Origin of the sequence: Marichromatium purpuratum 984 (assembly GCF_000224005.2) — a bacterium.
Classification (GTDB): domain Bacteria; phylum Pseudomonadota; class Gammaproteobacteria; order Chromatiales; family Chromatiaceae; genus Marichromatium; species Marichromatium purpuratum.
Window position 1 is genome coordinate 2,462,654 of sequence record NZ_CP007031.1, and the last position, 24,435, is coordinate 2,487,088.

General features: G+C 67.1%; 21 protein-coding genes and 3 pseudogenes. 10 read left to right on the forward strand and 14 right to left on the reverse strand.

The features are described from left to right. Nucleotides 1-12: 12 nt before the first annotated feature. The 9 genes from MARPU_RS10695 to dsrA all read right to left on the reverse strand — a co-directional run bounded on the left by MARPU_RS10695 (nucleotide 13) and on the right by dsrA (nucleotide 8,487). The gene (locus MARPU_RS10695; RefSeq protein WP_005223300.1) at nucleotides 13-1,977 is read right to left on the reverse strand and encodes an NAD(P)-binding protein; all 1,965 of its coding nucleotides are present in this window, start codon (nucleotides 1,975-1,977) and stop codon (nucleotides 13-15) included. Nucleotides 1,978-2,060: 83 nt separating this feature from the next. Next, nucleotides 2,061-3,590, reverse strand: a complete 1,530-nt coding sequence (gene dsrK / locus MARPU_RS10700; protein ID WP_005223299.1) for a sulfate reduction electron transfer complex DsrMKJOP subunit DsrK — start codon at nucleotides 3,588-3,590, stop codon at nucleotides 2,061-2,063. 3 nt (nucleotides 3,591-3,593) lie between these two features. Next, the gene (locus MARPU_RS10705) at nucleotides 3,594-4,355 is read right to left on the reverse strand and encodes a respiratory nitrate reductase subunit gamma (protein WP_005223297.1); all 762 of its coding nucleotides are present in this window, start codon (nucleotides 4,353-4,355) and stop codon (nucleotides 3,594-3,596) included. A 111-nt stretch (nucleotides 4,356-4,466) separates the two neighbouring features. Next, nucleotides 4,467-4,805 (reverse strand): TusE/DsrC/DsvC family sulfur relay protein, encoded by a 339-nt coding sequence (locus MARPU_RS10710; protein WP_005223295.1) that lies wholly within the window; start codon nucleotides 4,803-4,805, stop codon nucleotides 4,467-4,469. 33 nt (nucleotides 4,806-4,838) lie between these two features. Further along, a complete protein-coding gene (gene tusB / locus MARPU_RS10715; RefSeq protein ID WP_005223294.1) occupies nucleotides 4,839-5,147 on the reverse strand; it encodes a sulfurtransferase complex subunit TusB in 309 nt (102 codons plus the stop codon). Nucleotides 5,148-5,240: 93 nt separating this feature from the next. Next, complete coding sequence (gene tusC / locus MARPU_RS10720; RefSeq protein WP_005223292.1) at nucleotides 5,241-5,651, reverse strand: sulfurtransferase complex subunit TusC; 411 nt, start codon at nucleotides 5,649-5,651, stop codon at nucleotides 5,241-5,243. Nucleotides 5,652-5,662: 11 nt separating this feature from the next. Further along, nucleotides 5,663-6,055: a sulfurtransferase complex subunit TusD gene (gene tusD / locus MARPU_RS10725; protein ID WP_005223290.1), complete on the reverse strand. Its 393-nt coding sequence runs from the start codon at nucleotides 6,053-6,055 to the stop codon at nucleotides 5,663-5,665. Between the two features lie 36 nt (nucleotides 6,056-6,091). Beyond that, complete coding sequence (dsrB, locus tag MARPU_RS10730) at nucleotides 6,092-7,162, reverse strand: dissimilatory-type sulfite reductase subunit beta (protein ID WP_005223288.1); 1,071 nt, start codon at nucleotides 7,160-7,162, stop codon at nucleotides 6,092-6,094. A 71-nt stretch (nucleotides 7,163-7,233) separates the two neighbouring features. Then, complete coding sequence (dsrA, locus tag MARPU_RS10735; protein WP_005223286.1) at nucleotides 7,234-8,487, reverse strand: dissimilatory-type sulfite reductase subunit alpha; 1,254 nt, start codon at nucleotides 8,485-8,487, stop codon at nucleotides 7,234-7,236. A 365-nt stretch (nucleotides 8,488-8,852) separates the two neighbouring features. Between dsrA and MARPU_RS10740 the strand changes: the two genes are divergently transcribed. The 5 genes and pseudogenes from MARPU_RS10740 to MARPU_RS10760 all read left to right on the forward strand — a co-directional run bounded on the left by MARPU_RS10740 (nucleotide 8,853) and on the right by MARPU_RS10760 (nucleotide 11,940). Then, nucleotides 8,853-9,746 (forward strand): TauD/TfdA family dioxygenase, encoded by an 894-nt coding sequence (locus tag MARPU_RS10740; RefSeq protein WP_005223283.1) that lies wholly within the window; start codon nucleotides 8,853-8,855, stop codon nucleotides 9,744-9,746. Between the two features lie 154 nt (nucleotides 9,747-9,900). Next, nucleotides 9,901-10,093, forward strand: a pseudogene (locus tag MARPU_RS10745) (sulfur relay protein DsrC). 15 nt (nucleotides 10,094-10,108) lie between these two features. Beyond that, nucleotides 10,109-10,831, forward strand: a complete 723-nt coding sequence (locus MARPU_RS10750; RefSeq protein WP_005223279.1) for a hypothetical protein — start codon at nucleotides 10,109-10,111, stop codon at nucleotides 10,829-10,831. 4 nt (nucleotides 10,832-10,835) lie between these two features. Further along, nucleotides 10,836-11,519: a type I-MYXAN CRISPR-associated protein Cas6/Cmx6 gene (gene cas6, locus MARPU_RS10755; RefSeq protein WP_005223278.1), complete on the forward strand. Its 684-nt coding sequence runs from the start codon at nucleotides 10,836-10,838 to the stop codon at nucleotides 11,517-11,519. A gap of 82 nt (nucleotides 11,520-11,601) precedes the next feature. Continuing rightward, the gene (locus MARPU_RS10760; RefSeq protein WP_005223277.1) at nucleotides 11,602-11,940 is read left to right on the forward strand and encodes a TusE/DsrC/DsvC family sulfur relay protein; all 339 of its coding nucleotides are present in this window, start codon (nucleotides 11,602-11,604) and stop codon (nucleotides 11,938-11,940) included. Nucleotides 11,941-11,961: 21 nt separating this feature from the next. Here MARPU_RS10760 and MARPU_RS10765 read toward each other — a convergent pair whose 3' ends face one another. The 3 genes from MARPU_RS10765 to MARPU_RS10775 form a co-directional block, all read right to left on the reverse strand. Further along, on the reverse strand, nucleotides 11,962-12,504 hold the full coding sequence (locus MARPU_RS10765; protein ID WP_025275284.1) for a carboxypeptidase-like regulatory domain-containing protein: 543 nt from the start codon (nucleotides 12,502-12,504) through the stop codon (nucleotides 11,962-11,964). Beyond that, nucleotides 12,491-13,276, reverse strand: coding sequence for a DUF4198 domain-containing protein (locus tag MARPU_RS10770; RefSeq protein ID WP_005223274.1), 786 nt, complete (start codon nucleotides 13,274-13,276; stop codon nucleotides 12,491-12,493). Before MARPU_RS10770 ends, MARPU_RS10765 begins: the two co-directional genes overlap by 14 nt. Nucleotides 13,277-13,344: 68 nt before the next feature. Next, nucleotides 13,345-14,772, reverse strand: a complete 1,428-nt coding sequence (locus tag MARPU_RS10775) for a BCD family MFS transporter (protein ID WP_005223273.1) — start codon at nucleotides 14,770-14,772, stop codon at nucleotides 13,345-13,347. Nucleotides 14,773-15,304: 532 nt separating this feature from the next. Between MARPU_RS10775 and MARPU_RS10780 the strand changes: the two genes are divergently transcribed. From MARPU_RS10780 to MARPU_RS10800, 5 genes are all read left to right on the forward strand, one after another. Beyond that, nucleotides 15,305-16,762, forward strand: coding sequence for an ATP-binding protein (locus MARPU_RS10780; RefSeq protein ID WP_005223272.1), 1,458 nt, complete (start codon nucleotides 15,305-15,307; stop codon nucleotides 16,760-16,762). Further along, the gene (locus MARPU_RS10785) at nucleotides 16,759-17,469 is read left to right on the forward strand and encodes a response regulator (RefSeq protein WP_005223271.1); all 711 of its coding nucleotides are present in this window, start codon (nucleotides 16,759-16,761) and stop codon (nucleotides 17,467-17,469) included. Before MARPU_RS10780 ends, MARPU_RS10785 begins: the two co-directional genes overlap by 4 nt. A gap of 354 nt (nucleotides 17,470-17,823) precedes the next feature. Continuing rightward, on the forward strand, nucleotides 17,824-19,395 hold the full coding sequence (locus tag MARPU_RS10790; RefSeq protein ID WP_025275285.1) for a glycosyltransferase family 39 protein: 1,572 nt from the start codon (nucleotides 17,824-17,826) through the stop codon (nucleotides 19,393-19,395). Continuing rightward, a complete protein-coding gene (locus tag MARPU_RS10795; RefSeq protein WP_005223269.1) occupies nucleotides 19,392-22,022 on the forward strand; it encodes a glycosyltransferase in 2,631 nt (876 codons plus the stop codon). The genes MARPU_RS10790 and MARPU_RS10795 overlap by 4 nt, the downstream gene beginning before the upstream one ends. Before the next feature lie 175 nt (nucleotides 22,023-22,197). Continuing rightward, on the forward strand, nucleotides 22,198-22,602 hold the full coding sequence (locus tag MARPU_RS10800; RefSeq protein ID WP_005223268.1) for a septal ring lytic transglycosylase RlpA family protein: 405 nt from the start codon (nucleotides 22,198-22,200) through the stop codon (nucleotides 22,600-22,602). 467 nt (nucleotides 22,603-23,069) lie between these two features. Here the strand turns inward: MARPU_RS10800 and MARPU_RS18160 are convergent. Further along, a pseudogene (locus tag MARPU_RS18160) lies at nucleotides 23,070-24,023 on the reverse strand (IS3 family transposase); the annotation flags it as partial. Nucleotides 24,024-24,112: 89 nt separating this feature from the next. Next, nucleotides 24,113-24,433: pseudogene (locus tag MARPU_RS18165) on the reverse strand (SUMF1/EgtB/PvdO family nonheme iron enzyme); the annotation flags it as partial. Nucleotides 24,434-24,435: the final 2 nt, after the last annotated feature.

The following is a 24,435-nucleotide window of genomic DNA, read 5'->3' on the forward strand; positions in this document are numbered from 1 at the left end:
TCTCCCTCGGGACTATTCGCCCAGTCCCATCTTGATGTAGCCGGTCGGACAGACGTCGGCGCAGATGTGACAGCCGATACAGCGACTGTAATCGGTGTCGACATAGCGTCCGGTGGTGCGCGCGGCCTTGTCGACCCGGAACACCGCGTCCTGCGGACAGAAGATGACGCAGTTGTCGCACTCGAAGCACATCCCGCAGCTCATGCAGCGCTTGGCCTCGTCGACCGCCTGCGCCTCGCTCAACCCGGCGACCCGCTCGGCGAAGTGAGCGAGCACCTGCTCGGCGCTCGGCACCTGCTCCTGACGAAGGTTGCGGGCATGGTGATTGAAGTGCCCGAGATAGAGTTCATCGTGGGGGATGACCTCGGCCCCGGAGCGGTCCTCGTAGTTGTGCACCGCATAGTCCGCCGCCGAGGTCCCGCGCAGGTCGCCGGCCTCGCCGACGACGAAGGGCTGCGGCGCGCGCTCGACCTCGGCGAGCTTGTCGAGCAGGTTGAAGTGATGGACGTCGACCTTGGGCCGGCGGCGCTGCTCGGACTGGCCGAGATAGGCGTCGATCGACTCGACCGCGACCCAGGCCTGACCGATGGCGGTGGTGAGCAGGTGGGGACGGATGATGTCGCCGGCGACGAAGTGTCCCGGACGGCCCGGCACCTGATGGAACTTGTCGGCGTCGATCAGCCCGCGACCGTTGTCGAGGGTTTCGAGGCCGGAGAGATCACCGCCCTGGCCGATCGCCGAGACGATCAGATCGGCCTCGAGCACTCGCTCGGTGCCCTCGACCGCCACCGGCCGCCCCTCCTCCATGCGGCAGTCGGCGACCCGCAGCCCGGTGGCGCGCCCTTCGGCGTTCTTGAGCACCTCGAGCGGCATCACCCCATCGAGGATGGTCACGCCCTCGCGGGTGGCATCGGTGACCTCATGCTCGGCGGCGGTCATCTGCTCGCGCGAGAACAGCGAGGTCAGGGTCACCTCGGCGCCCTCGGCGGCGGCCGCTCCGGCGGTGTCGTGGGCGAGATAGCCGTCGTGGATCACCGTCTCGGGGAGGTCGCGCTTGGCGTGCTCGGGCAGGTGGCCGAGACGGCGCGCCACCGAGACCACGTCGATCGAGGTGTCGCCGCCACCGACACAGACCACCTTGGCGGCGGTGACCTTCATCCGCCCCTCGTTGAAGGCCTTGAGGAAGGCGACGCCGGAGACACAGTTGGGCGTGCCCTCCCAACCCGGTACCGGCAGCCCCCGCCCGCTCTGACAGCCGAGCGCCCAGAGCACGGCGTCGTAGTCGCGCTCGAGTTCGGCGACGGCGAGATCGCGCCCGACCCGGGTATTGAGCCGCACCTCGACCTGGCCGAGGTCGAGGATGCGCTGGATCTCGGCATCGAGCCGGTCGCGCGGCACCCGGTAGCCGGGGATGCCGAAGCGGAACATGCCGCCGAGCGCGCTGTTGGCCTCGAAGATGGTGCAGGCGTGCCCCCGGCGTCGCAGCTGATAGGCGGCGGCCAGCCCCGCCGGACCACCGCCGACGATCGCTACCCGCTTGCCGGTGTCGGGCGGCGGCGGGGCGAAGCGGTAGCCGTTGTCGATGGCCGAGTCGCCGATGAACTGCTCGACGGCGTTGATGCCGACGAAGTCCTCCAGCGCGTTGCGGTTGCAACCGTCCTGACAGGGTGCGGGACAGACCCGACCCATCATCGCCGGGAAGGGGTTGGCATCGGTCGAGCGGCGGAAGGCGTACTCGCGCCAGTCCATGTCCGCCGGCGGTTGCTCGAGCCCGCGCACGATCTGCAGCCAGCCGCGGATGTCCTCGCCCGAGGGGCAACTACCCTGACAGGGCGGGGTCTTGTGGACATAGGTCGGACACTTGTGGGAGCTGTCCTCCATGAAGATCTTGTCGGTCAGATCCTCCCAGACGTTGGCCCCGTCCTCGAAGCGGCGCCAGGAAGGCTTGGTCTTCATCTCGTCGCTGGAAGTCGCCATAGGGTTCTCTCTCTAGTGACCGAATTGCCCCCGGATGACCGACCCGGGTGTCTTGTCGCGCGCGTCCCGTCGCCGGCCCGGGATCAGGCCGCCGCGGGCGCGTCCTCCTCGTCGTCGTCCTCGCCGCCCTCCAGCACGATCGCGTTGGAGACCAACTGGTGGAGACTGACGATCTGATCCATCTCCATGCCGTAGTAGGGCAGCACCTTGGTGAACTGGCTCTTGCAGATGGCGCAGATCGCCGCCATGTGCGTCACCCCCTTCTCCTGCATCACGTTGTTGAGCGCATCGAGCCGGGGCTTGGCCCCCTTCACCCGCAGCTCGATGAGGTCGTCGGTGAGCAGCCCGCCGCCACCGCCGCAACAGAAGGTGCGGTCGCGGATGGTGTCTTCGTCCATGTCGTAGAAGTGATTGCAGGTGGCGCGGATGATCGCGCGCGGGATCTCGAACTGGCCGCCGGGGACCTCGCCCATGCGCGAGGCGCGGGCGACGTTGCAGCTGTCGTGGAAGGTGATGACCTTGTCGTCGTTCTCGGACTTGTCGAAGGTCAGCCGCCCCTGCTCGATCAGGTCGTGGGTGAACTCGCAGATGTGCTGCGGCACCGGATAGCGCGGGTCGAGGAAGTCCCAGGGCCCGGCGAGGGTGTTGAGGAAGCTGTAGGCCACCCGCCAGGCGTGGCCACACTCGCCGAAGACGATGCGCTTGACCTTGAGCGCGATGGCCGCCTCGCGAATGCGCTGGGCGACCCGGCGCATGTTGTCGTAGGAGCCGATGAACATGCCGAAGTTGGCCGCCTCGGAGGCGTGCGAACTCAGCGTCCAGGACACCCCGGCGGCATGGAAGACCTTGCCGTAGCCGATCAGCCCGTCGACGTGCGGCTCGGCGAAGAAGTCGGCCGAGGGGGTGACCAGCAGGATCTCGGCGCCTTCCTCGTCGATCGGGTAGCGCACCTTGACGCCGGTCTCGTCGAAGACGTCCTCCTCGAGCCCCTCGAGGGTGTCGACCAGCGCCGGGCCGGGCAGGCCGAGGTTGTTGCCGATCTTGTAGACCTTGCCGATGATCTCGTTGCAGTACTTCTGCCCCACCCCGATGCTGTCCATGATCTCGCGCGCGGCCATCGAGATCTCGGCGGTATCGATGCCATAGGGACAGAACACCGAGCAGCGCCGACACTGCGAGCACTGGTGGAAGTAGCTGTACCAGTCGTCGAGCACCTCCTTGGTGAAGTCCTCGGCGCCGACGAGCTTGGGGAAGAAGCGACCGCCGAGGGTGAAGTAGCGGCGATAGACCTTGCGCATCAGGTCCTGGCGGCCCACCGGCATGTTCTTCGGGTCCTGGGTGCCGAGGAAGTAGTGACACTTGTCGGTACAGGCCCCGCACTTGACGCAGGAGTCGAGATAGACACGCAGCGAGCGATACTTGCCGAGCAGCTCGCCCATCTTGTCGATCGCCCGCGTCTGCCAGTCCTCGACCAGCTCACCGGGAAAGCCGAGCGGCCCCTGGAACTCAGGTTTGGAGACAAAGGGCGCGCTGTGGGCCATGGCCTCCGGGGTAACCTCAGGCACCTCGGTGTAGGGGGTCAGCTCGGGGACGTCGAATGTTGCCTTGGCCATGGCTCAACCTCGCGGATCGGACGACGCGGCAGGCGCCTGCTGCTCGAGTTCGCGCGCCCAGGGCGCCAGGTGGCGACGCTCGCGCGGATCGTCGACCTGGTTGCGCGTCGGGCTGAAGAACAGACCCGGGGCATGGAGCAGCTTGCTGTAGGGGAAGACGATCATCAGCAACGCCACCAACAGCAGGTGCAGCAGCAGCAGCGGATCGGCCGGCAGCGGCTCGGGATCGAGGGCGTAGAGACCGAGGAAGAAGCTCTTGATGGCGACCACGTCGGTGTGGAAGACGAACTTCATCAGCAGTCCGCTCGTGCCGATGAGCACCAGCAGGGCGAGCATCAGATGATCGGAGGTCGAGGAGATGTAGCGCACCCGATCGACCAGGAAGCGGCGTGCCCACAACCCGATCAGGCCGATGACCATGGCGATCCCGCCATAGATGCCGAAGGGCTGGACCAGGGCGATCGGCGCCCACACCGGCTCGATGAAATAGCGCAGATGACGCAGGGTGACCAGGAACAGCCCGAAGTGGAAGATCCAACCGAAGATCCAGGTCCACTTGTTGCCGCGGAACAGGCTCTCGAACAGCACCACCTCGCGGGTCATGCGTAGCGCCACGCCGCTGCGACTGGTCGGCGCCGGGGTGGTGGGGATCTTCAGCGGGGCCGGAGTGCGGACATAGCGCACCACCTTGACGGCCAGGCCGGAGATCAGCACGAAGGCGGCGACATAGAACAGGACGGCGTAGAAATGCGTCAGGAACGCCATACTTCCGCTCCCTTTAGGGTGATCTCTCTGCGGTTGCCGGAGAGACGCCGCCGGTCGCCCGACGCCGTCCGTCGACGCCGGGGCGGGCACGCCCGCCCCGGACATCGGCACTCAGACGCAGCCGGTCGGCTTGGGCAGCCCGGCGAAGCGGCAGGCCTGCTTGGCCGGCCCGTAGGGGAAGAGGCTGTAGAGATACTTGCTGTTGCCCTTCTCCTTGCCGAGCTTCTTACCCACCGCCTTGGTCAGCACGCGCACCGCGGGAGCGATCTGATACTCCTCGTAGTACTCGCGCAGGAAATTGATGATGTCCCAGTGCTCCTCGCTCAATTCCAGGTTGTCCTGCTTGGCCATCACGTCGGCCACCGCGGGCACCCAGTCGTTGAGGTCGGCCAGATAGCCCTCCTCGTCCACGGCCAGTTGTTTGCCGTCAACTTCGATGGTGTCGGACATGGTGATGTCTCCTTCTTCGGTGCGTGAATTGAGTTACAACCAGGCCTGGACCTTGTCGTGCTCCGCGGCGAGATCCACGAAGCCGGCGTAGTCCACGACGCCGATTCCCTCGATGATGCGATCCTCGGACAATCCGCGCGCCTTGAGGTCGGGCCCGAGCACGTAGAGCCTGAGTCTGCCGAGTGCCTCGCGAACCCGTGACTCCGCGCCGGTCCCGGCGAGGGCCGCGTAGACGCCGTCCTCGAACAGCAGGACGGCCGCGCCATCGCTGGCGAATTGCACACAGGATTCTAGCGAATTACGCTCGAACGGTGACTTGTTGACGGTATGCAGGATGCTCATGCGTCCCCCTTGCCGGAGACGCCCGCAACGGTCGCCCCCGCGATACATGGATACGACGACGGCACCGGTCTACCCCCGGCGACCGGTGCCGACTCAGAAGCTGAAGACCACATCGGCCTCGTCCATCAGCGCCCGCGCCCGGGTACGATCGACCACCTCGACGATGTTGTCGATCTCCTCCTCGGTGTCCGGATCCTCCCAGGCGATCTCGACCAGATCCTCGGCGGTGAGCCCACGCGCGGCGAGCGAGGCGCCGTCGACATAGATGCGCCCGACCTCGTAGTCGCCGAGGGTGCGGAAGGTGGGCGAGAAGTTCTTCATGCCGATCTCGCGAGGATCCTGCCCCTTGACCAGCTGATAGACCCCGTCGTCGACGAACATCACCCCGACGTCCTGGTCGAAGGCGGCACCGATCAACACCACCTCGAGCGCCTCCCAAGCGTAGATGGTGCCGTAGGGGGCCTTGCGGTTGAGATAGAGAAACTGTTTCACGGTTTCAGACATCGTCTCGCCCCCTAGTCGCCGAAGACCACCAGCCGGTCGGCGGCGATCGCCGCCTCGACCAGCTGCCCGAGCCCCGAGATGCGGAACCTGGGGTGGATGTTGGTGGCATCCTTGCCGTTGCGCTTGGCCTCGCCCTCGTCGACGATGCCGCGACGCTGCGCTGCGGCCACGCACACCACCAGATCGAGGTCGTGCTGCTCGGCGAGTTCGGCCCAGCGGTTGACGACATGGCGATCGTCCTGCGGCGGGGTGGTCAGGCGTGTCGCGTTGTTGACCCCGTCGTGATAGAAGAACACGCGGAAGATCTCGTGCCCCTTCTCCAGCGCCGCCCGGGCGAAGTGATAGGCCGAGTCGGCGGCCTGGTGCTGATAGGGTCCTTCGTTGATCTGTAGAGCGAACTTCATGACGTCCTCGCTCGAGGTGGATAGGGCCGCATGGCCTCAGAAACGGATGTAGGAAGAGCTGTTGAAGCTCGCCCGCGAGCCGCGCCAGGTATCGATGTGATACTTGGTGAAGGGTAGCTCGACCTCCTCGAAGAAGCGCGGCCAACCGATGCGCTCGATCCACTCGTTGATCCGCTCCCAGTCGCGCGCGCCCTCCTTGTAGGCCTTGAGGATACGCTTGACGATGGCCGTCGCCTCGGGCCAACGCGGCGGATTGTTGGGGATGCCGGCGGCGACCAGCTTCTGGAAGCTCGGCTTGCTGCGCGCGTTGGAGTGACTGCCGCCGACCCAGATGGCGAGCTTGGTGTGCTCGGCGTCGTTGATCTGCATCGGCGGACAGGGCGGATAGCAGGCGCCGCAGCAAATGCACTTGCGCTCGTCGACCTCCAGCGAGGGCTTGCCGTTGACCATCGCCGGGCGGATCGCCGCCACCGGACAGCGGGCCACCACCGAGGGGCGCTCGCAGACGTTGGCCACCAGGTCGTGATTGATCTTCGGCGGCTTGGTGTGCTGGACGTTGATCGCGATATCGCCCTGACCGCCGCAGTTGATCTGGCAGCAAGAGGTGGTGATGTGCACCCGGTTGGGCATGTTGGTGTTGCGGAACTCCTCGACCAGCTCGTCCATCATCGCCTTGACCACGCCCGAGGCGTCGGTACCGGGGATGTCGCAGTGCAGCCAGCCCTGGGTGTGGGAGATCATGGTCACCGAGTTCTGGGTGCCGCCGACGATGAAGCCGGCGTCCTCCAGGGCCTCGATCAGCGGCGTGACCTTGGACTCGTCGGTGACCAGGTACTCGATGTTCGAGCGCAGGGTGAAGTGCACATGACCCTCGGCGAAGGTGTCGCCGATGTCGCACAGCTTGCGCAGGGTGAAGACGTCGAGGATGCGCTGGGTGCCGGCCTTGACCGTCCACACCCGATCACCGTTGTAGGCCACGTGCAGCAGCACGCCGGGACGCGGGTGCTCGTGGTACTTCCACTGCCCGAAGTTCTTGCGCATCACCGGATGCATGTACTGCCAGGGATCCGGGCATCCGGATTCGATCGGCTCGCGCATGTCGGCCATTGCCTTGTCCTCCAGTTGTCTCAGTCAGCCATCGCTCGTGCGCGACCCGGCACGGGCCGCCTCCTCGTCACTCAGCCCGCCGCCTCGGTCTGACGCTCGAACCAGGCCTCGGCGGCCTGATCCCAGCCGTCCATGCGCACATAGGAGCTCTGACGCGGATGATTGAGCATGTTGGGATCGGGCTCGATGCCGATGCCCTCAAGGAAGTTGGCCAGACCGATGCGCTCGATCATCTCGCCGCAGCGCTCGTGCTCGAGCCCGTTCTCGGCCCAGAAGTCGATGATGGTCTCGGCCAGCTCGACCAGCGACTCGTAGTCCTCCTCGGTGTCGAGCTTCTTGAAGGGCACGATCACGGTGCCCATCAGGTCACCGATCTTGAGGGTGCGCTTGCCGCCGACGAGGATGGTCACGCCGCGATCATCGCCGGGGTGCAGCGCCTTGGGCATGACGTTGAGACAGTGCATGCAGCGCACGCAGTCGCGGTTGTCGACGGCGAGGGTGTCGTCGTCGTTGAGCGAGAGCGCCTGGGTCGGACAGCGGGTGATGACGTTGTCGATGTAGTACTGCCGGCCCTTCTCGGCGACATAACGACGGACCTCGTCCTGGTCGACCTTCATGTCGTCGCGCCAGGTGCCGATCACCGCGAAGTCGGAGCGCTCGATGGCGTTCTGACAGTCGTTGGCGCAGCCCGAGATCTTGAACTTGAACTTGTAGGGCAAGGCCGGACGATGCACGTCGTCGGTGAAGTTGTTGACCAGCAGCCGGTGCGCCTTGAGTTCGTTGGTGCAGGACATCTCGCAGCGCGCCGCGCCGATGCAGGACATCGCGGTGCGCACACAGGGACCGGCGCCGCCGAGATCCCAGCCGTAGTCGTTGATCTCGTCGAAGAAGTGTTGGGTGTTCTCGGTGCTCGAACCGATGAACATGATGTTGCCGGTCTGACCGTGGAAGGTGACCAGCCCCGAGCCCCACTTCTCCCAGCTGTCGGCGAGCTGGCGCAGCATCGCGGTGGAGTAATGGTTGCCCGCCGGCGGTTGCACCCGCAGGGTATGGAATTCCTTGGAGCTGGGGAACGCCTTGCCGACCTCGGAGAAGCGCGGAATGATGCCGCCGCCATAGCCGTAGACCGAGACGGTGCCGCCCTTCCAGTACCCCTTGCGGGTCTCGTAGGAGTGCTCGAGCTGACCGAGCAGGTCGTTGGCCATGGCGTTGATGCGATTGTCCGGGTGCTGATCGCGCAACCGCTTGATCCCGGAGATGAAGCTCGGCCAGGGCCCGCTCTCGAGCTGATCGAGCATCGGGGTGGTGTGCTTATCGATGGACATTGCGCTGTCTCTCCTACGCTGTGAACCAGGAAAGTGGCGTGCGTGCGAGATCGAACCGGCACCCCTCAAGGCAGCTGCGGGCGGCGGCTCGATGCATCGCGTCGCGTCTGTGGCGAGGATGGGCCCTCGGAACCGAGACCCTGTCGATCTCGGGAACTCCATCGTCTGAGCATCACTGTACCCGGCGCGCGCCCGGTCGCACACTCCACGATCGGGGTGGATGCGCCAGCCTCGTCTATCCCTTTCGGGATAGGTTCGCACCGTTCGTCCCGAAGTACTCGACACAGCGGCTGCATGCAATCCATACAGCTGTTAGGCTCTGATAAACATTGAATAATATAAGAACCTACTAATAAAAAGCCGTCATGTCCAATCCCTTCTCACTCACGGATGAGCAGGCCTATCAACGCTGGCGCGCGACCAGGCTCACTCGCCCGGCACCGAGCACGGCGCGCTTGCGCGTGCGGGTACAACACCCGGCGGCGCCCAGTCGCGCCGAACTCGCGGCCATCGGCGCACGCATCGCCAGCGACGGCATGGCGCTGATCAGCTGCGCGCCCGAGCAGCTCGATGCCGAGTCACTGCTGGCGCTCGGACGCGCGCTCGGACTGCGTCGCACCGAGGCCAACCACTTCGCCGACATCCAGGCGGTGAGCCGGATCACTCCGGTCGAGGGCCGGGGAGATGGACGCGGCGACTACATTCCTTATACCGACCGCGCGTTGAACTGGCACACCGACGGCTATTACAACCCGCCCGATCAGCAGGTGCGGGCCTGGATGCTGTTCTGCCTTCAGCCCGCGCGCGCGGGCGGCGAGAATCAGCTGCTCGACCCCGAGATCGCCTATATCCGGTTGCGCGACGACTCGCCAAGCCACATCGTCGCCCTGACGCACCCCGAGGCGTTCGCCATCCCCGCCCACGTGGTCGATGGCCAGGTGCTGCGCGCCGAGAGCCGGGGACCGGTGTTCTCGATCCAGCAGGGTCGGCTGCACATGCGTTACTCGGCGCGTCGCCGTCACGTGTGCTGGCGCGACACCCCGGAGACCACCGCCGCTCGCACCGCGCTCGACGAGTTGTTTTCACGCGAAACTGTCTTCACATTCACTCACAGACTGGCCGCTGGCGAGGGGCTGATCAGTAACAATGTGCTGCACAACAGGACGGCCTTCGCCCCCGCCACCCAACGGGAGCGGGCACGTGAATTGTTGCGGATCCGTTACATCGACCGGGTCAACCCCGATTCGTGGACGGTATAATCGCGCACTCGTCCATCGACGTGACCACGAGACGTGGTCGAGTCCCGACCGATGCCGCGAGCGAGGTCCACCGGCCCGGCAACGCTCAGCATGATAGGCACAGTCTCCAGCAGACGCCCCACACCACGATCAGAAGGAACGGTTGCGTCAACCCATGCTCAAGCTCAGTGACATCCTCATCGCCAACCAGGATCTCGAATCCTTCGACGAACTCCTGCCCCTGGTCCAGACCGTCGCACGCACCGGAGAACGCTTCTTCCGCATGGACGTCCGCCCCCCCCTACCCCGACACCCCGGATGATTGGGAAGACCGCCTCGAAGCCGCCTTCAACGGCCTCATCCGTTAGCCGCAGGCCAGCCCCATGAAGCATCTCGATCTATTCGCCGAGCACCTGATCGACACCGCCGCCGAGTCGGTGATCGGTCACGGCGCCGAACAAACGGCGTTGCAGGCGCATCTGCAGGCACTCACCGAGCGGCTTGCCGAACTCGAACAGAGCAACGCGCCATGCGACGTGCTGGCCGACGCGCAGCTCCAGATGGCTCGCGCCCTGGTCGGCCTCGGTCGCGGCGACGAGGCCTGGTCGCTCGCCCGCACGGTCTTCGACACCTTCATCGAGCACGACCAGTTCGAACTCGCCGCCGATGCCTGCGATATCCTCTTCCAGTGCAACCGTCCCGAGTCGCTCACCGCCCTCGGCCAGGGCATCTGGCTGGCGGTCACCTGCCCGATCGACCCCGAACTCACCACCGAGCTGCTCACCCATGTTATCGAGGAGACCCCGGATGACGCCGATGGCGCCGCGGTCGCCGCGACCACCGCGCTGTTCCTCGCCGACGTACGCGCCGCCGGGCACCAACGCGAGGACCTGATGTTCTTCGCCACCCAGATGCTCGGCACCGTGGCGCGGCGCCACAGCGGTGTCGACAGCCCAGAGCAGCTCGATCAGTGGATGGAGCGGCTGGAACTCAAGGAACCGGAGAAGTTCCTGGTGCGACTGCGCAACGTCGTCGACGTGCTGGTCCAGGACGACTGGTGGTTCGACCGCCAGGCGCTGCAGGACCGCCTGCCCTTCGGACGCTGACACCATGTACTGGCAAGAACCCGAGCAGGAAGACGACTTCAGGGTCCCGGCAGACGTTGTCGAACTGGTCTTCGCGATCGACTGCCGGGCGCTCCCGGTCGATCATGCCGATGCCCTGCATCGCGCACTGATCGTCGCCCAGCCCTGGCTGGCCGAGACCGCCGGGCTCGGCATCCACAGCATCCACGGCGCCGGCTCACAGAACGGCTGGGAGCGCCCGCCGCACGGCACCGACACCTGCCTGCAGCTCTCGCGCCGCACCAAGCTGCGGCTGCGCGTCCCGCAACACCTGTCCGACTCGCTGCTGGCGACACTGCCGGGCAGCCACATCGAGGTCGCCGGTCATCCGCTGACCATCGGGCAGGGACGCATCCGATCGCTCGATCCCAACCCCACGCAGTTCGCCCGTCATGTCGTCTGCAGCGCCGAGGAGGACGAGAACGCCTTCCTCGAACGCGCCGCCGAGACGCTCGCCCGGATCGAGGTCGGGGTGCGCAAGGCGCTGTGCGGTCGCGCCCTCACGCTCGTCACCGCCGACGGCCCCCTTCACACCCGCAGCCTGCTGCTGGCAAATCTGCCGCCCGACGAGTCGATCCGGCTCCAGCAGCATGGGCTCGGGTCGCACCGTCACCTCGGCTGCGGACTGTTCATCGCACACAAGGGCATCGACCCGGTCCGGCCGGGCTGACGACCGCGCAGAGACACCAGATACCCGAACCGGCGCACCCGGCGCCGGTGATCATCGAGCCTGCAGTAGGGAGGAGTCCGCAATGGCCATCGAGGTCAACGGTAAGACCATCGCCACCACCGCCAATGGCTATCTGGAGAACGCGGCCGACTGGAGCGAGGCCGTCGCCGAGGCGCTCGCGGCCGAGGAGTCGGTCGAGCTGAGCGAACGCCACTGGGACGTGATCCGCTACCTGCGCGAGGAATACTTCGACAACGGCCAGAACCAGCCGATGGAGCGCGCGGTGCTCAAGGCGATGGCGCAACGCTGGGGCAGCAAGCCGACGAGCAAGGACCTCTATCAGCTCTTTCCGCTCGCCCCGACCAAGCAGGGCACCCGCATCGCCGGGCTCCCCGAGGTCAGGCGCAAGGGTGGTTATTGAACCCGCAGCAACAGGCCGACGTCAGCCGCGCCGCGCGCGCCACCACAACGCCACCCCGGTGAGCCCGAGGATGTAACCAAGCCCGCCGAGCAGATCGCGCAGCCGCACGCGCGCCTGCTCGGCGGCCAGCTCCTCGCGCAGCGGACGCAGCTGACGCGCCACCGCCAGCTCAATCGCGGCGAGCAACGCCGGATCGGCCATCGACGGCGGCGCGCTCATCTGGGTCGCGGCTTGAGGGGGCGGCGCGGCGACGAACTCGGCGGCACCGATCCGCCACTCGGCGCGATGACCGTCGGCGGTCCGGGCCACCAGCCGATAGTCGGCCGCACGGATCACCGTCTGCGCGAAGCGCCCCTCGGCATCACTCACCAACGCCAGCGACACCTCTCCCCCCGACAGCTCGATCGGCACGCCGACGGCAGGAGCCCCGCCGGAGAAGTAGACCGACCCGGTGATCCGCATCCCCTCGACGCCTGCGAACAGGTTGAGCCGATGCGCCCAGACCGGCTGCCAGCACAGCATCAGCAATGCCAGCAGCAGCACCCGCGGCTCACTCGGGCGCACGCGCCCGCACCCAGATCAGGGCACCGAGTTCGACTGGCACCGCCTCACCCTCGGGGTTGGTCATCGGCTGCTCGCCGGGGAGCAGCGCGGCAAAGCCCCACCACCCCGGGAAGGGCATGGCATAGCTGAACACCCCGTCGCCGTCGGCCCGCACCACCTGGGTGAGGAAGGCTGGCGCCGGGGCCTCGACGCTACCATCGTTGCGCCACTCCACCTCGACCTCGGCGAAGGGCACCGGCTCGCCGTCGCGACGCACCACGCCCTGGAACAGATTGCCGGCCCAGAACCCGTATGGGCGGGTCAAGGGCTCGATCTCGACCGGCAAGCCGAGCAGCCGGTCCCAGCCGTCCTGAGCGTCGAAGGCATCGACCACCACCTTGGTGTAGTGGACGATCATCACCCCCTCGGCCGGCTCCCAATAGGGCGCTGGCTCGACCATGAAGAGATGATCGCCCGGTCCCTTCACCCGATAGTCGGCGCGATAGCCACGCATCCCGTCGGGGTGCTCGACCACCTCGAGTCGATCGCCGAGATCCTCGCGCCCCTGCGGACCGAGCACCTCGAAACGCACCGGTGGCGCCATGTCCATCCGCGGCCCGCCGGCCATCGGATGGGTGAACTCGAGTTCGAGCGAAAGCTCGGGACCGGTCGCGACATCGAGGATCTCGTGCGAGGGGATCAGGGTTTGGAAGTGTGCCTGGAGCGGGAACGGAAACAATGGCGACAAGGCCACGAGCAGTCGGATCGGGAGCGGGAACGAGCGTCTTTCCATGTCGACCTCCATACAGTGACGGACAGACTCGCGACGGCGCGACGACGCATCGCCGCACCCGCAATGGCTCAAGGCATGTGATCGAATTCGATGCGCCCGGCGCGTGGCTCATCGTCGGCGGGGCGCAGCAGCAATGGCAACAGCGCCACTAGGGTAGCGAGCAGCAGCACGATCTCCAAGACGTAGACCAAGTCATACCCGACTGCCGGACCGCTCAGCCAAGTACCGAATACGCCGCGTTCGGCAAGCATCGCGAAGAGGTCCTGCAGGGCGCCGCCCAGCGCCACCGCCAGCCCCATCGCGGTTGCCTGCACCGCGCCCCAGGCCCCGAGCGCGAGCCCGCTGTGACCGCCACGCGCCATCCCCATGGCAGCGGTCAGGGTGCCGATCAGGAACAATCCGGAGCCGAAGCCGATCAACCCCGCGCCGAGGCGATAGAGCCAGGCTTGATCGAGCGCGGCGGAGGCGATCACGCAAACAAAGGCCGCCAACCCCACCACGACACCGGATGCGGCAAGACGGTAAGGCATCCCGCCGCGCCCGAGCAGCCGCGCCGAGAACATGAAGGCGAGCAGGGTGCCACCAGCGAGGATGGCGGTCAGCGTCGTCGTCTCCGAGACGCTCAGGCCGAGCACCCGCCCACCGTAGGGTTCGAGCAGGATGTCTTGCATGGTGAAACCCATGGTGCCGAGCCCGACGGCGACCAGCAAGCGGGTCGCCTGTCCACCCTCAACGAAACGGCGCCAGGTCTCGACGAATGGCGGCCGTGGGATCTTGGCGCGCGCGCGCGCCCGATCCACCGCTTCCTGTCGCCACAAGGCGACGACGTTGAAAAACAGGGTGGCGCCAGCCGCGCCCTGGATGAGCTGGATCAACAGCTGCTGCGAAAAGTTGGTCAGCAGCTCGCCGAACAGCAGCGCACTCCCGCCCATGCCCACCAGCAGGGTCACGTAGAGCAGCGCCACCACGCGCGGGCGCTTGTCCGGCGGCGCCAGGTCGGTGGCCAGCGCAAGACCCGCAGTCTGAGTGGTGTGCAACCCGGCACCGACCAACAGGAAGGCCAGGGCGGCGCCGAACTGTCCCATGAAATTCATGCTGTTGTCGGTGTCCGAGAGCAGCAGCAGGGCAAAGGGCATGATCGCAAAACCGCCGAACTGCAACATGCTGCCGATCCAGATGTAGGGGATGCGCCGCAGCCCGAAGGCCGAGCGATGGTAGTCCGAGCGATGGCCGATCAGCGCCCGCAACGGCGCGAAGGTCAGCGGCAAGGCGACCATGGTGGCGACCAACCAGGTCGGCACCCCGAGTTCGACGACCATCACCCGATTGAGGGTTCCGGTCAGCAGCACCATCGCCATACCGACCGAGACCTGGAACAGCGACAACCGCAACAGGCGGTGTAACGGCAGGCCGGGAGAAGCGACATCAGAAAAGGGCAGGATCTTGGGCAGGAAAGCCCAGAATGCGGCCATCAGGGAATCGTCGGGGCGACTCATGCCGGAATCAGCTCCAAAATCACGTTGACAACAAACCAATGTAGGATCCGGAGCGACGCGCGGCTCCGAGGAGCCGAGGACACACGCTCGCAAGACACCTATCGCGCCGTGCGCCACGGGTCACGCGCACGCGCCAGGGGGGTGCATGGTACGCCGTGAGCACGCGTTAGGGGAAACCAGCAAGTTCAGCGCACTGATCACCGATCGCTTCTCGGGGAACGACGATCGGCCAGCGAACACTTGGCAAGATAAGAAATCATTCCTATTAATATTCTCATCGAAGATCACTCTCAACGATGCACCACTATGTCCCAACGCCCCCACTCTCATCGCCTCGGCAGCCCACTGCGCACCCTGTTGTGCAATCTGATCCGCACCCGCCCCTATAGCCGCCAGTGCCAACGCCGCGCCCTGCTGCGTCGACACCTCTGCCCGCCCGCGCCACCGACGGGGCAACAGCGACACCGCTGAACCAGTTCGGCGCAGCGCTCATATCCTTCTTTTTTGCACCCCGAGATCGGACAATGGCCAGATGTCGATCTCGATCCGTGTCAAGCTGTTCCTCACCCTGCTGCTCGCCTGCGTACTGGTGCTGGTCGGCACCCAGGCGTTCATGCACTGGTCACTCGAGCGCGGTCTGGTCGAGCTGGTCGACGCGCGCGAACAGGCGCGGCTCGAGCAGGTCGGCGAACACCTGATCGACAGCTATCGCGAGCACGGCGACTGGCAGGCGCTGCGCGCAGAGCCTCGGCGGTGGTTCAACGCCATCAGTGGTCGCGCCATCGCACACTCCGCTCGACGCCCCCCCATGCACGGCGCTCTCGGCGATGGCGTCTGGCCGCCGCCACACACGCTCGAACGGCTGCGCCATCACGACCGCCCCACGCCACTGGAGCTGCGCCTAATGTTGCTCGACGCCGAGGGCGGCATCGTCTACGGCCGCAGCGAACTGCTCGCCGAGGCCCGCCGTCAGCCACTGCGACTCGACGGCGACATCATCGGTACGCTCGCCATCCTCCCCGGGCGCCCGGTGACCGAGGTCGCCGAGCTGCGCTTTCGCGCCCGTCAGGGCGATCGGCTGTGGCTGATCGCAGTGGCGATGCTCGCCCTCTCGGCCGTTCTCGCCTATCCGCTCTCGCGGCGTCTGGTGCGCCCGGTGCACGAGCTGCAGGAGACGGCCCGCCGACTCGCCGCCGGCGACTTCGCCGCGCGCGCCGCCCCCCGGGGTGACGACGAACTCACCCGGCTCGGACGCGACGTCAACGCCCTGGCCGCGGCGCTCGAGAGCAACGAACAGGCACGCCGGCGCTGGGTGGCCGACATCTCGCACGAACTGCGCACCCCGCTCGCGCTGCTGCGCGCCCAGCTCGAGGCGGTCCAGGACGGGGTCAGACCACTCGATGCCGACACCGTCGATCAACTCCACGCCGACGCGCTGCGACTCGGGCGCCTGGTCGACGATCTCTACGAACTCACCACCACCGATCTCGGCGCACTCGGCTACCGCTTCGAGCCGACCGATCCGGTAGCGCTGCTGCGTGCCGACTGCGAGGCCTTCGCCGAACGCTACGAACACGCCGGGCTGAGCCTCGCGCTCGTCGCCACGCCGCCGGGCGAGACCACACTACTGGCCGACGCCCAGCGTCTCTCACAGCTCTTCCGCAACCTACTCGCCAACAGCCTGCAGTACACCGACCCCGGTGGACGGCTGGAGATCCGGGTCGCGCGCGCCGCCGCGGGGCTGACCGTCGACTTCCAGGACACCGCCCCCGGCGTCCCCGAGGCGCAGTGCACACGCCTGTTCGAGCGACTCTACCGGGTCGAGGGCTCGCGCAACCGCCACACCGGCGGCGCCGGGCTGGGACTGGCGATCGCCGACAACGTGGCGCGCGCGCACGGCGGCACCATCAGCGCACGCCCCGCGCCGCTCGGCGGGTTGTGGATCCGTCTCGAACTCCCATCCGACCCCGGACAACGCAGCGACCGATGACCGACAACACCAACGCCCCGCTGATCCTGATCGTCGAGGACGAGCAGCGTCTCGCCGCACTGCTCGCGGACTACCTGCACGCCGGCGGCTATCGCAGTGCCCATCTCGCCGAAGGCACCGAGGTGCTCGAGTGGCTCCGTGATCACCGGCCCGCACTGGTCCTGCTCGACCTGATGCTGCCGGGACGCGACGGGCTGACCCTGTGCCGCGAGATCCGTGCCGAGAGCCAGATACCGATCATCATCACCACCGCACGCGTCGAGGAGATCGACCGCCTGCTCGGACTCGAACTCGGCGCCGACGACTATGTCTGCAAGCCCTACAGCCCACGCGAACTGGTCGCCCGGGTCAAGGCCGTGCTCAGGCGCCAGCAGGTGAGCGCGGAGCCGGTCGGCGCGCAGTCCGGCGCCATCGACCTCGATCCGGCGCGCCTGCGGGTCAGCGACGGCGAGCGCACGGTCGAACTCACCGCCGTCGAGTTCGCGCTGCTCGAGACCCTGCACCGCGCGCCGGGACGGATCTACTCGCGCGAGCAGCTGATGGAGCGCATCTATCGCGACCGCCGGGTGGTCTCCGACCGCACCATCGACAGTCACGTCAAGAAGCTCCGGCGCAAGCTCGCCGAACTCCACCCCGACCGCGAACTCATCCACGCCGTCTACGGCGTCGGCTACCGCTACGAGGACCAGCCCGACACGCCCGCCTGACAGACAGCGGCCGGGGGATTGAACCGCCAAGAGAAGAAAAGCCTCCAGCCGTCAGCCTCCAGTGAGGGAGGCGCGGTTGGTCTCGCCGCAGTTGAGTGCAAGCCAACACTGGAGGCTGGCTGCTGAAGGCTGGTCGCTTTCTTCGCGCCCTTCGCGCCTTGGCGGTTCAGTCTTTCCCGCTGGCGGCTGGCGGCTGGCGGCTGGCGGCTGGCGGCTGGCGGCTGGGCACAGCCTGACCCGAATCATCGGCGTCGGCGCACGAACGCGTTATCATTCACCGGCGCACCCGGTGGCAGCCTCGTGCCACGCGCGCCGCCCCCTGGCCCGACGAGGCGTCATCAGGACGATCAAGCCTTGCCCCTGCCATCCGTCTCCAGCCCGATGTCCCGCGCCACCCTGCTACGCCTGACCCTGTTGGTTGTGATCCTGCTCGGCAGCGGCGCGCGCGCGCTCGATCTCGCCGGGCTGCCGGTCTGGCACGACGAGACCTTCTCCCTACTGCGGATCTTCGGTCATCCGTTCGAGGCGCTGCAGGCGGCACTCGAGGCCGCCGAACCGATCAGCGCCGCCGAGCTGCTGCGCTTCCAGCGCCCCGATCCCGCGCTCGGCTGGGCGGCGACACTGCGGGCACTGGCCTCGCACCCCGAACACGCCCCGCTTTACTACCTGCTCGGACGCGTCGCCGGCGGCCTCGCCTCCGACCCGGTGGTGGGCCTGCGCGGGCTCGCCGCACTCTTCGGCGTACTGCTGGTCCCGGCGGTGTTCTGGTTGACACGCGAACTCGGCGGTCGCGGGCTCACGCCCTGGGTCGCCGCGGCCCTGGTGGCCGTCTCCCCGGTGCAACTGCTCTATGCCCAGGAGGCGCGCCAGTACGCGCTCTGGCTGCTGCTCGTCGTCGCCGCCAGCGCGGCCCTACTGCATGCCTGCCGACACGACCGGCGCGGCGACTGGTGGGGCTACGGCGCGCTGCTCACCCTCGGGCTCTATACCCATCTGCTGTTCGTACTGATGCTGCCGGTACACGCCCTGGTGGTTCTGGCGCGAGGCGAGCGGTGGCGACGCTGGCTCGTCGCGGTGGTGACGGCCGGCGTGCTGTTCCTGCCCTGGGTGGCGGTGATGGCCTTCGCCCCGGAGCGCATCGATGAGTTCACCGCCTGGATGCAGCGTCCGATCGACGGCGCACGCATCCTCGCCGCCTGGCGCGACCACCTGGTGCACACCTTCATCGATCTCGGCCCGACGCGGCTACCCGGCTGGACGGTGGCGCTGTTGCTCATGACCCTCCTCTGGGCGCTGTGGCGCTTCGTCGTCACCGCCCCCGGCGTGGCGGTGAGGCTCCTGCTCGCGACCATCCTGGTCCATCTGGGCATCGTACTCGGGCCCGACCTGGTCCTCGGCGGCAGCCGCTCGCTGCACCTGCGCTATGCCCTGCCGGCGCTGCTCGCGCTCGGCCTGATCCTCGCCTGGTCGCTAGGACGAGCGCTCGAGGCCCCAGGACCGACAGCTCACGGCGCGGCCCTGGTACTGCTCCTGCTGCTCGCGCTCGGGCTCGGCTCGCAGCACGCCATCCTCGAGGCCGAGACCTGGTGGACCAAGCAGTTCAGCGCCGACAACGCCGCCATCGCCGAGCGGATCAACCGCCAGACGACAGGCGTCGAGGTGCTGGCCAGTCCCAGCGGGGTGAGCGCCGGCGAGCTGCTCTCGCTCGCCCACCAGCTTGCCCCCGAGACCCGACTGCGCCAGCTCGCCGACCCGGCCGCGCTCACGCCCGCGCCGGAGCGCACCTACTACCTGCTCACTCCCTCCGAGTCGCTGCGCGCGCAGCTCGCGCCGACCCACCGGATCACCCCGATCGCGCCGACCTGGCAGTGGTTCGTCGCCACGCCCGAGACCGATCCAACCCCAGACAGCGGAGCCAGCCGATGAGACGCGCCGGCAACTTCCTCATCCCGATCCTGATCGCCCTGCTCACCATCGCCGCCTGGGCGTTGCTCAATCAGCCCGACGACGAGCCACCCTGGCCCGCGCGTATCCAGGGCTTCTCGTTCGCGCCGATGCAGGCCGACGACGACCCCAGCGCGCACATCTACCCCACGGTCGAGGAGATCGATGCCGATCTGGCGCTGCTCCAGGGCGATGCCTATGCGGTGCGCACCTATACCGTCGAGGACACCCTGGCGGCAGTGCCACGACTGGCCGCCGCGCACGACCTCAACGTCACCCTCGGCGCCTGGGTCGGCCCCGACACCGAGGCCAACGAGCGCGAACTCGAACGCCTGCACCAGGTGCTCGCCGAGGGCTATCGCAACGTGGTGCGGGTGATCGTCGGCAACGAGGCGATCCTGCGCCGCGACGTCTCGGTGGCGACGCTGATGGACTATCTCGACCAGGTGCGCAAGACCACCTGGCTACCGGTGAGCACCGCCGAGCCCTGGCACGTCTGGTTGAAATATCCCAAGCTCGCCGAACACGTCGACTTCATCACCATCCACCTGCTGCCCTACTGGGAGGGCGTGCCCTACGACGAGGCGGTGGACTACGCCATCTCGCGCTACGAACAGGTCAAGGCCGCCTTCCCCGACAAGCAGGTGATCATCGGCGAGGTCGGCTGGCCGAGCAACGGCCGGCGCAACCGCGGTGCCGAGCCCTCGCTGACCAACCAGACCCGCTTCCTGCGCCGCTTCCTCGCCCACGCCGAGTCCGAGGGCTATGTCTATTACGTGATGGAGGCCTTCGACCAGCCGTGGAAGATGAAGATCGAGGGCTCGATCGGCACCTACTGGGGCGTCTACGACGTCGAGCGCCAGCCCAAGTTCGCCCTCACCCAGCCGGTGGTGCGCATCCCCGATTGGCAGGAGTTGGCCGCGCTCTCGGTGCTGATGGCGGTCTTGCTGCTCGCCTTCCTCTATCGCGACAGCGCCACCCTGTCGAGCAAGGGCAAGGGGTTTCTGGCGATCGTCACCTACGCCATCTCCACCGCCGCAGTGTGGATCGTCTACGACTACACCCGTCAGTACATGACCCCGGCGACGGCGGCCGTCGGCATCCTGCTGCTGCTCGGCGGTGTCGGGGTGATCGTGCTGGTCTCGGCCGAGGCGCACGAGTGGGCCGAGTCGCTGTGGCTGCGCCGCTGGCGCCGCGCCTTCCCGCGCCACCAACTGCCCGATGACGCACTGCCGCTGGTCTCGGTCCAGGTTCCGGCCTACAACGAGCCCCCGGAGCTGCTGATCGAGACCCTCGATGCCCTGGCCGCGCTCGACTATCCGCGCTTCGAGGTGCTGGTGATCGACAACAACACCAAGGACGAGGCGGTGTGGCGCCCGGTCGAGGCACACTGCGCACGGCTCGGCGCGCGCTTCCGCTTCTTCCACGTCGCACCACTCGAGGGCTACAAGGCCGGCGCGCTCAACTTCGCGCTGCGCCACACCCATCCCGACGCCGAGGTGGTGGCGGTGATCGACGCTGACTACATCGTCTCGCCGAACTGGCTGCGCGACCTGGTGCCGGCCTTCGCCGATCCCGAGGTCGGCATCGTCCAGGCCCCGCAGGACTATCGCGACGCCGACCAGAACGCCTTCAAGGCGATGTGCATGGCCGAGTATCGCGGCTTCTTCCACATCGGCATGGTCACCCGCAACGAGCGCAACGCCATCATCCAGCACGGCACCATGACGATGATCCGGCGCGGACCGCTCGAGGACGGCGGCTGGTCGGAGTGGTGCATCACCGAGGATGCCGAACTCGGGCTGCGGGTGTTCGAGGCCGGCCACAAGGCCCTCTACATCCCCTGCACCTATGGCCGCGGGCTGATGCCCGACACCTTCTCCGACTTCAAGAAACAGCGCTACCGCTGGGCCTACGGCGCGGTGCGCATCCTCATCCACCACTGGCGCGAGCTGTTCGGGCTGCGCAAGACCGCGCTCACCGCCGGGCAGCGCTATCACTTCCTCGCCGGCTGGCTGCCCTGGTTCGCCGACGGCATCAACCTGCTGTTCAACCTCGCCGCGCTCGGCTGGACGGTGGCGATGGTGATGTTCCCGGGCGAGGTCACCCCGCCCTACATCACCGTCGCCCTGGTGCCGCTGGTGATGTTCGGCTTCAAGATGTCGAAGAGCTTCTTCCTCTATCGCCGTCGCGTCACCGCCACCCTGCGCCAGAGCCTCGCCGCCGGCCTCGCCGGTCTGGCGCTCTCGCACACCATCTCGCGGGCGATGTTCGGCGCCCTGGCCAGCGGCAGGCTTGGCTTCTTCCGCACCCCCAAGCTCGCCAGCGCGCCGGCCGCGGTGCGCGCCCTGCTCGACGCCCGCGAGGAGGCGCTGTTCGTGGTCGCGCTATGGCTCGGCGCGGTGCTGGTACTGCTGCGTGACGATGGCTACATGCTCGATGTGCGCATCTGGGCGGCGGTGCTGCTGGTGCAGTCGATCCCCTATCTCGCCTCGGTGGTGGTCTCGCTGATCAGCGCCGCACCGCGACTGCCGGCGCGACTGGTCGGCCCGATGGGGACGATGGAGTGCGAACGACTGCAGCCCTCCGACGACACCTCGGCGACCTGATGGACGGACTCAGGGACACGGCGGAAGCATCCACCCGAGCGGATTAAGGGTTTACCCCTAGGTGGTTTCCCTATAGACTCGCGCCAACCTCTGAATCACGGCGTTCACCCGTCCCGCGCACCAGCGCGGGACGGGGTGTCCATGCGCCGCAATACAACAGAATCAGGTTGGCCTCATGCACAGAATCCCCGCTATCCTCCGTAGCGGCGCGCTCGCCGCGCTGCTCGTCCTCCCCGCGGCCCAGGTCTCGGCCAAGGTCGCCCCCGGCGACGTCCAGAAGGGCATCGCCTCCTACTATCACGACAGCCTCCACGGGCTGCCGACGGCCAGCGGCACCCCGTACGACAAGACCCGGCTGAGCGCCGCGCACAAGACCCTGCCGCTCGGCACCAAGGTGCGCGTCACCGACACCGCCACCGGCAAGAGCATCGAGGTACGGATCAACGACCGCGGCCCCTTCATCAAGGGCCGCATCATCGATCTCTCGCGTGCCGCCGCCGCCAAACTCGACATGCTCCACAAGGGACTGGCGCGAGTCCGCGTCGAGATCCTCAGCGTCCCCGGTCGACGCGGGTCGTAGGAGCGATCAGCGATCAGGGGATTGAACCGCCAAGGCGCAAAGGACGCGAAGAAGAAAAGCCTCCAGCCATCAGCCTCCAGTGAGAGGGCTGGCTTGTCTCGTACCGTGGCAGTTGACTGCAAACTGACACTAGAGGCTGGTTGCTTCCTTGGCGGTTCAGTCTTTCCGGCTGGCGGGCAATTGAACCGCAAGGCGCGAAAAGGCAAAAAGGGATTCAAGCTGCCAGTCATCAACCTTGAGCCGCCAGTAGATGTGCGGCTTCGACGACGGCGCCGCGTTCCATCCACTGCCGTTACCGGTAAGCACGCACTCTCGGCGTCAGTGTTCGAAGACAGGCAGCGACTGGCGACCGGAGGCTGATCGCTCCCCACCGAAACATGAAGCGACCTGAGTTCCGCAGCTTCGTGTTCCTTGGCGCCCTTCGCGTCTGAGCTTCCCCTGTTTTTTCGCCCCCCAAGAGGTTGGTCTCATGCGACCGTCTGGTCGCGGCGCTGCCTCGCCGCCCACTGTTGCATGAACTCGACGGGGGAACGGTAGCCGAGTGTCGAGTGCAGTCGCTTGCGGTTATAGAAGACCTCAATGTACTCGAAAGCCGTTGCGCGCATCGCCTCGCGGGTCGGGAAGCGCTCGCCGAAGACGCGCTCGTGCTTGAAGCTGTTGAACCAGCTCTCGGTCGGGGCGTTGTCCCAGCAGTTGCCGCACCGGCTCATCAAGCAACGCATGGCATAGCGGCGCAGGCGTTGCTGGAAGGCGTGGCTGGCATACTGGCTCAGCAGCCCTGGAGGCGGACGGCGCCGAGCATGGGCCATGTCGAGGGCGCTGATGACCAGCTCAGCGTCGATTCGTACGCGCATCGACCAGCTGACGACCTCGCGGTTGAACAGGTCGAGGACGACGGCCAGATAGAGCCAGCCCTCATTGGTCCAGAGGTAGGTGATATCGGCGCTTCATACCTGGTTCGGGGCGCTGGACCGGAAGCCCTGGGCGAACAGGTTCTCGGCGATGCGGAGGCGGTGGCCCGAGTCGGTCGTGACGCGATCGCGACGCCGATGACGCCCGCGCAGGCCGTGCTCACGCATCAGCCGCTCCACGCGCGCCTTGCTCGCGCTCAGGCCGCGGGCTGCCGTAGGCGCCTCCGGTCTCGGCGTGGATGGCCTGCAGCAGCATCAGCTGCGCATCACTCAGCCCCTGGCGCTGGCCGCCGCGCTGCCAGGCCCGATAGCCGCTGACACTCACGCCCAGCAGCGCGCACAGCCGGCGTAGGCCGCACGCGCCGCGATGCGCATCGATCCAGGCGTACTTCACAGCGCATCTCTCGCGAAGGACGCCGTCGCTTTTCGCAGGATCGTGTTCTCCTCGCGAAGCTCGGCAACCTCGGCGCGCAGCCGCGACAGCTCCATCTCCTCGGGCGTGACCGCCTGGCCTACCTCCAGACATCGAAGTTCAACGATTGAGCCAACGAGTCAAGCCAAAAACGAGCCGGCAATCCGGGCGATTCGAGCGGCTCCATTCAATTTCGAACCGGCCGCTGACAAGCCCGCCCATCCAAGCATGTCATGGTAGAGAAACGACCACCGACGGCCATTCGCCGAGCGAGCGGACGCCGGGGTCGGGGCTTTTTTTGTCCGGCGATCGCCGGCGCAGGCACGACGGGGCTGGACAGACCTGATGCGCAGGGACGCCATCCGTGAACGGCGCCCATCGGGCGGGGATCTGTACTCGAGAGGCGGAAGCCGAGGTTGTTGTTGCGGTTCGACGGGTGCCTGTTGTTGCGGTACGCCGAACGGCAGTTGTCGGCATCGTTGTTCCAGGAGCCGCCGCGAATCACTCGGT

Excerpts from the sequence above, each read along its gene's own strand:
- MARPU_RS10800 (WP_005223268.1), top strand. The coding sequence starts at position 22,198 with ATGCACAGAATCCCCGCTATCCTCCGTAGCGGCGCGCTCGCCGCGCTG.
- MARPU_RS10775 (WP_005223273.1), bottom strand. The coding sequence starts at position 14,772 with ATGAGTCGCCCCGACGATTCCCTGATGGCCGCATTCTGGGCTTTCCTG.
- dsrA (WP_005223286.1), bottom strand. The coding sequence starts at position 8,487 with ATGTCCATCGATAAGCACACCACCCCGATGCTCGATCAGCTCGAGAGC.
- dsrK (WP_005223299.1), bottom strand. The coding sequence starts at position 3,590 with ATGGCCAAGGCAACATTCGACGTCCCCGAGCTGACCCCCTACACCGAG.
- MARPU_RS10695 (WP_005223300.1), bottom strand. The coding sequence starts at position 1,977 with ATGGCGACTTCCAGCGACGAGATGAAGACCAAGCCTTCCTGGCGCCGC.
- dsrB (WP_005223288.1), bottom strand. The coding sequence starts at position 7,162 with ATGGCCGACATGCGCGAGCCGATCGAATCCGGATGCCCGGATCCCTGG.
- tusD (WP_005223290.1), bottom strand. The coding sequence starts at position 6,055 with ATGAAGTTCGCTCTACAGATCAACGAAGGACCCTATCAGCACCAGGCC.
- cas6 (WP_005223278.1), top strand. The coding sequence starts at position 10,836 with ATGTACTGGCAAGAACCCGAGCAGGAAGACGACTTCAGGGTCCCGGCA.
- MARPU_RS10760 (WP_005223277.1), top strand. The coding sequence starts at position 11,602 with ATGGCCATCGAGGTCAACGGTAAGACCATCGCCACCACCGCCAATGGC.
- MARPU_RS10770 (WP_005223274.1), bottom strand. The coding sequence starts at position 13,276 with ATGGAAAGACGCTCGTTCCCGCTCCCGATCCGACTGCTCGTGGCCTTG.
- MARPU_RS10740 (WP_005223283.1), top strand. The coding sequence starts at position 8,853 with ATGTCCAATCCCTTCTCACTCACGGATGAGCAGGCCTATCAACGCTGG.
- MARPU_RS10795 (WP_005223269.1), top strand. The coding sequence starts at position 19,392 with ATGAGACGCGCCGGCAACTTCCTCATCCCGATCCTGATCGCCCTGCTC.
- MARPU_RS10780 (WP_005223272.1), top strand. The coding sequence starts at position 15,305 with ATGTCGATCTCGATCCGTGTCAAGCTGTTCCTCACCCTGCTGCTCGCC.
- MARPU_RS10710 (WP_005223295.1), bottom strand. The coding sequence starts at position 4,805 with ATGTCCGACACCATCGAAGTTGACGGCAAACAACTGGCCGTGGACGAG.
- MARPU_RS10705 (WP_005223297.1), bottom strand. The coding sequence starts at position 4,355 with ATGGCGTTCCTGACGCATTTCTACGCCGTCCTGTTCTATGTCGCCGCC.
- tusC (WP_005223292.1), bottom strand. The coding sequence starts at position 5,651 with ATGTCTGAAACCGTGAAACAGTTTCTCTATCTCAACCGCAAGGCCCCC.
- MARPU_RS10750 (WP_005223279.1), top strand. The coding sequence starts at position 10,109 with ATGAAGCATCTCGATCTATTCGCCGAGCACCTGATCGACACCGCCGCC.
- tusB (WP_005223294.1), bottom strand. The coding sequence starts at position 5,147 with ATGAGCATCCTGCATACCGTCAACAAGTCACCGTTCGAGCGTAATTCG.
- MARPU_RS10785 (WP_005223271.1), top strand. The coding sequence starts at position 16,759 with ATGACCGACAACACCAACGCCCCGCTGATCCTGATCGTCGAGGACGAG.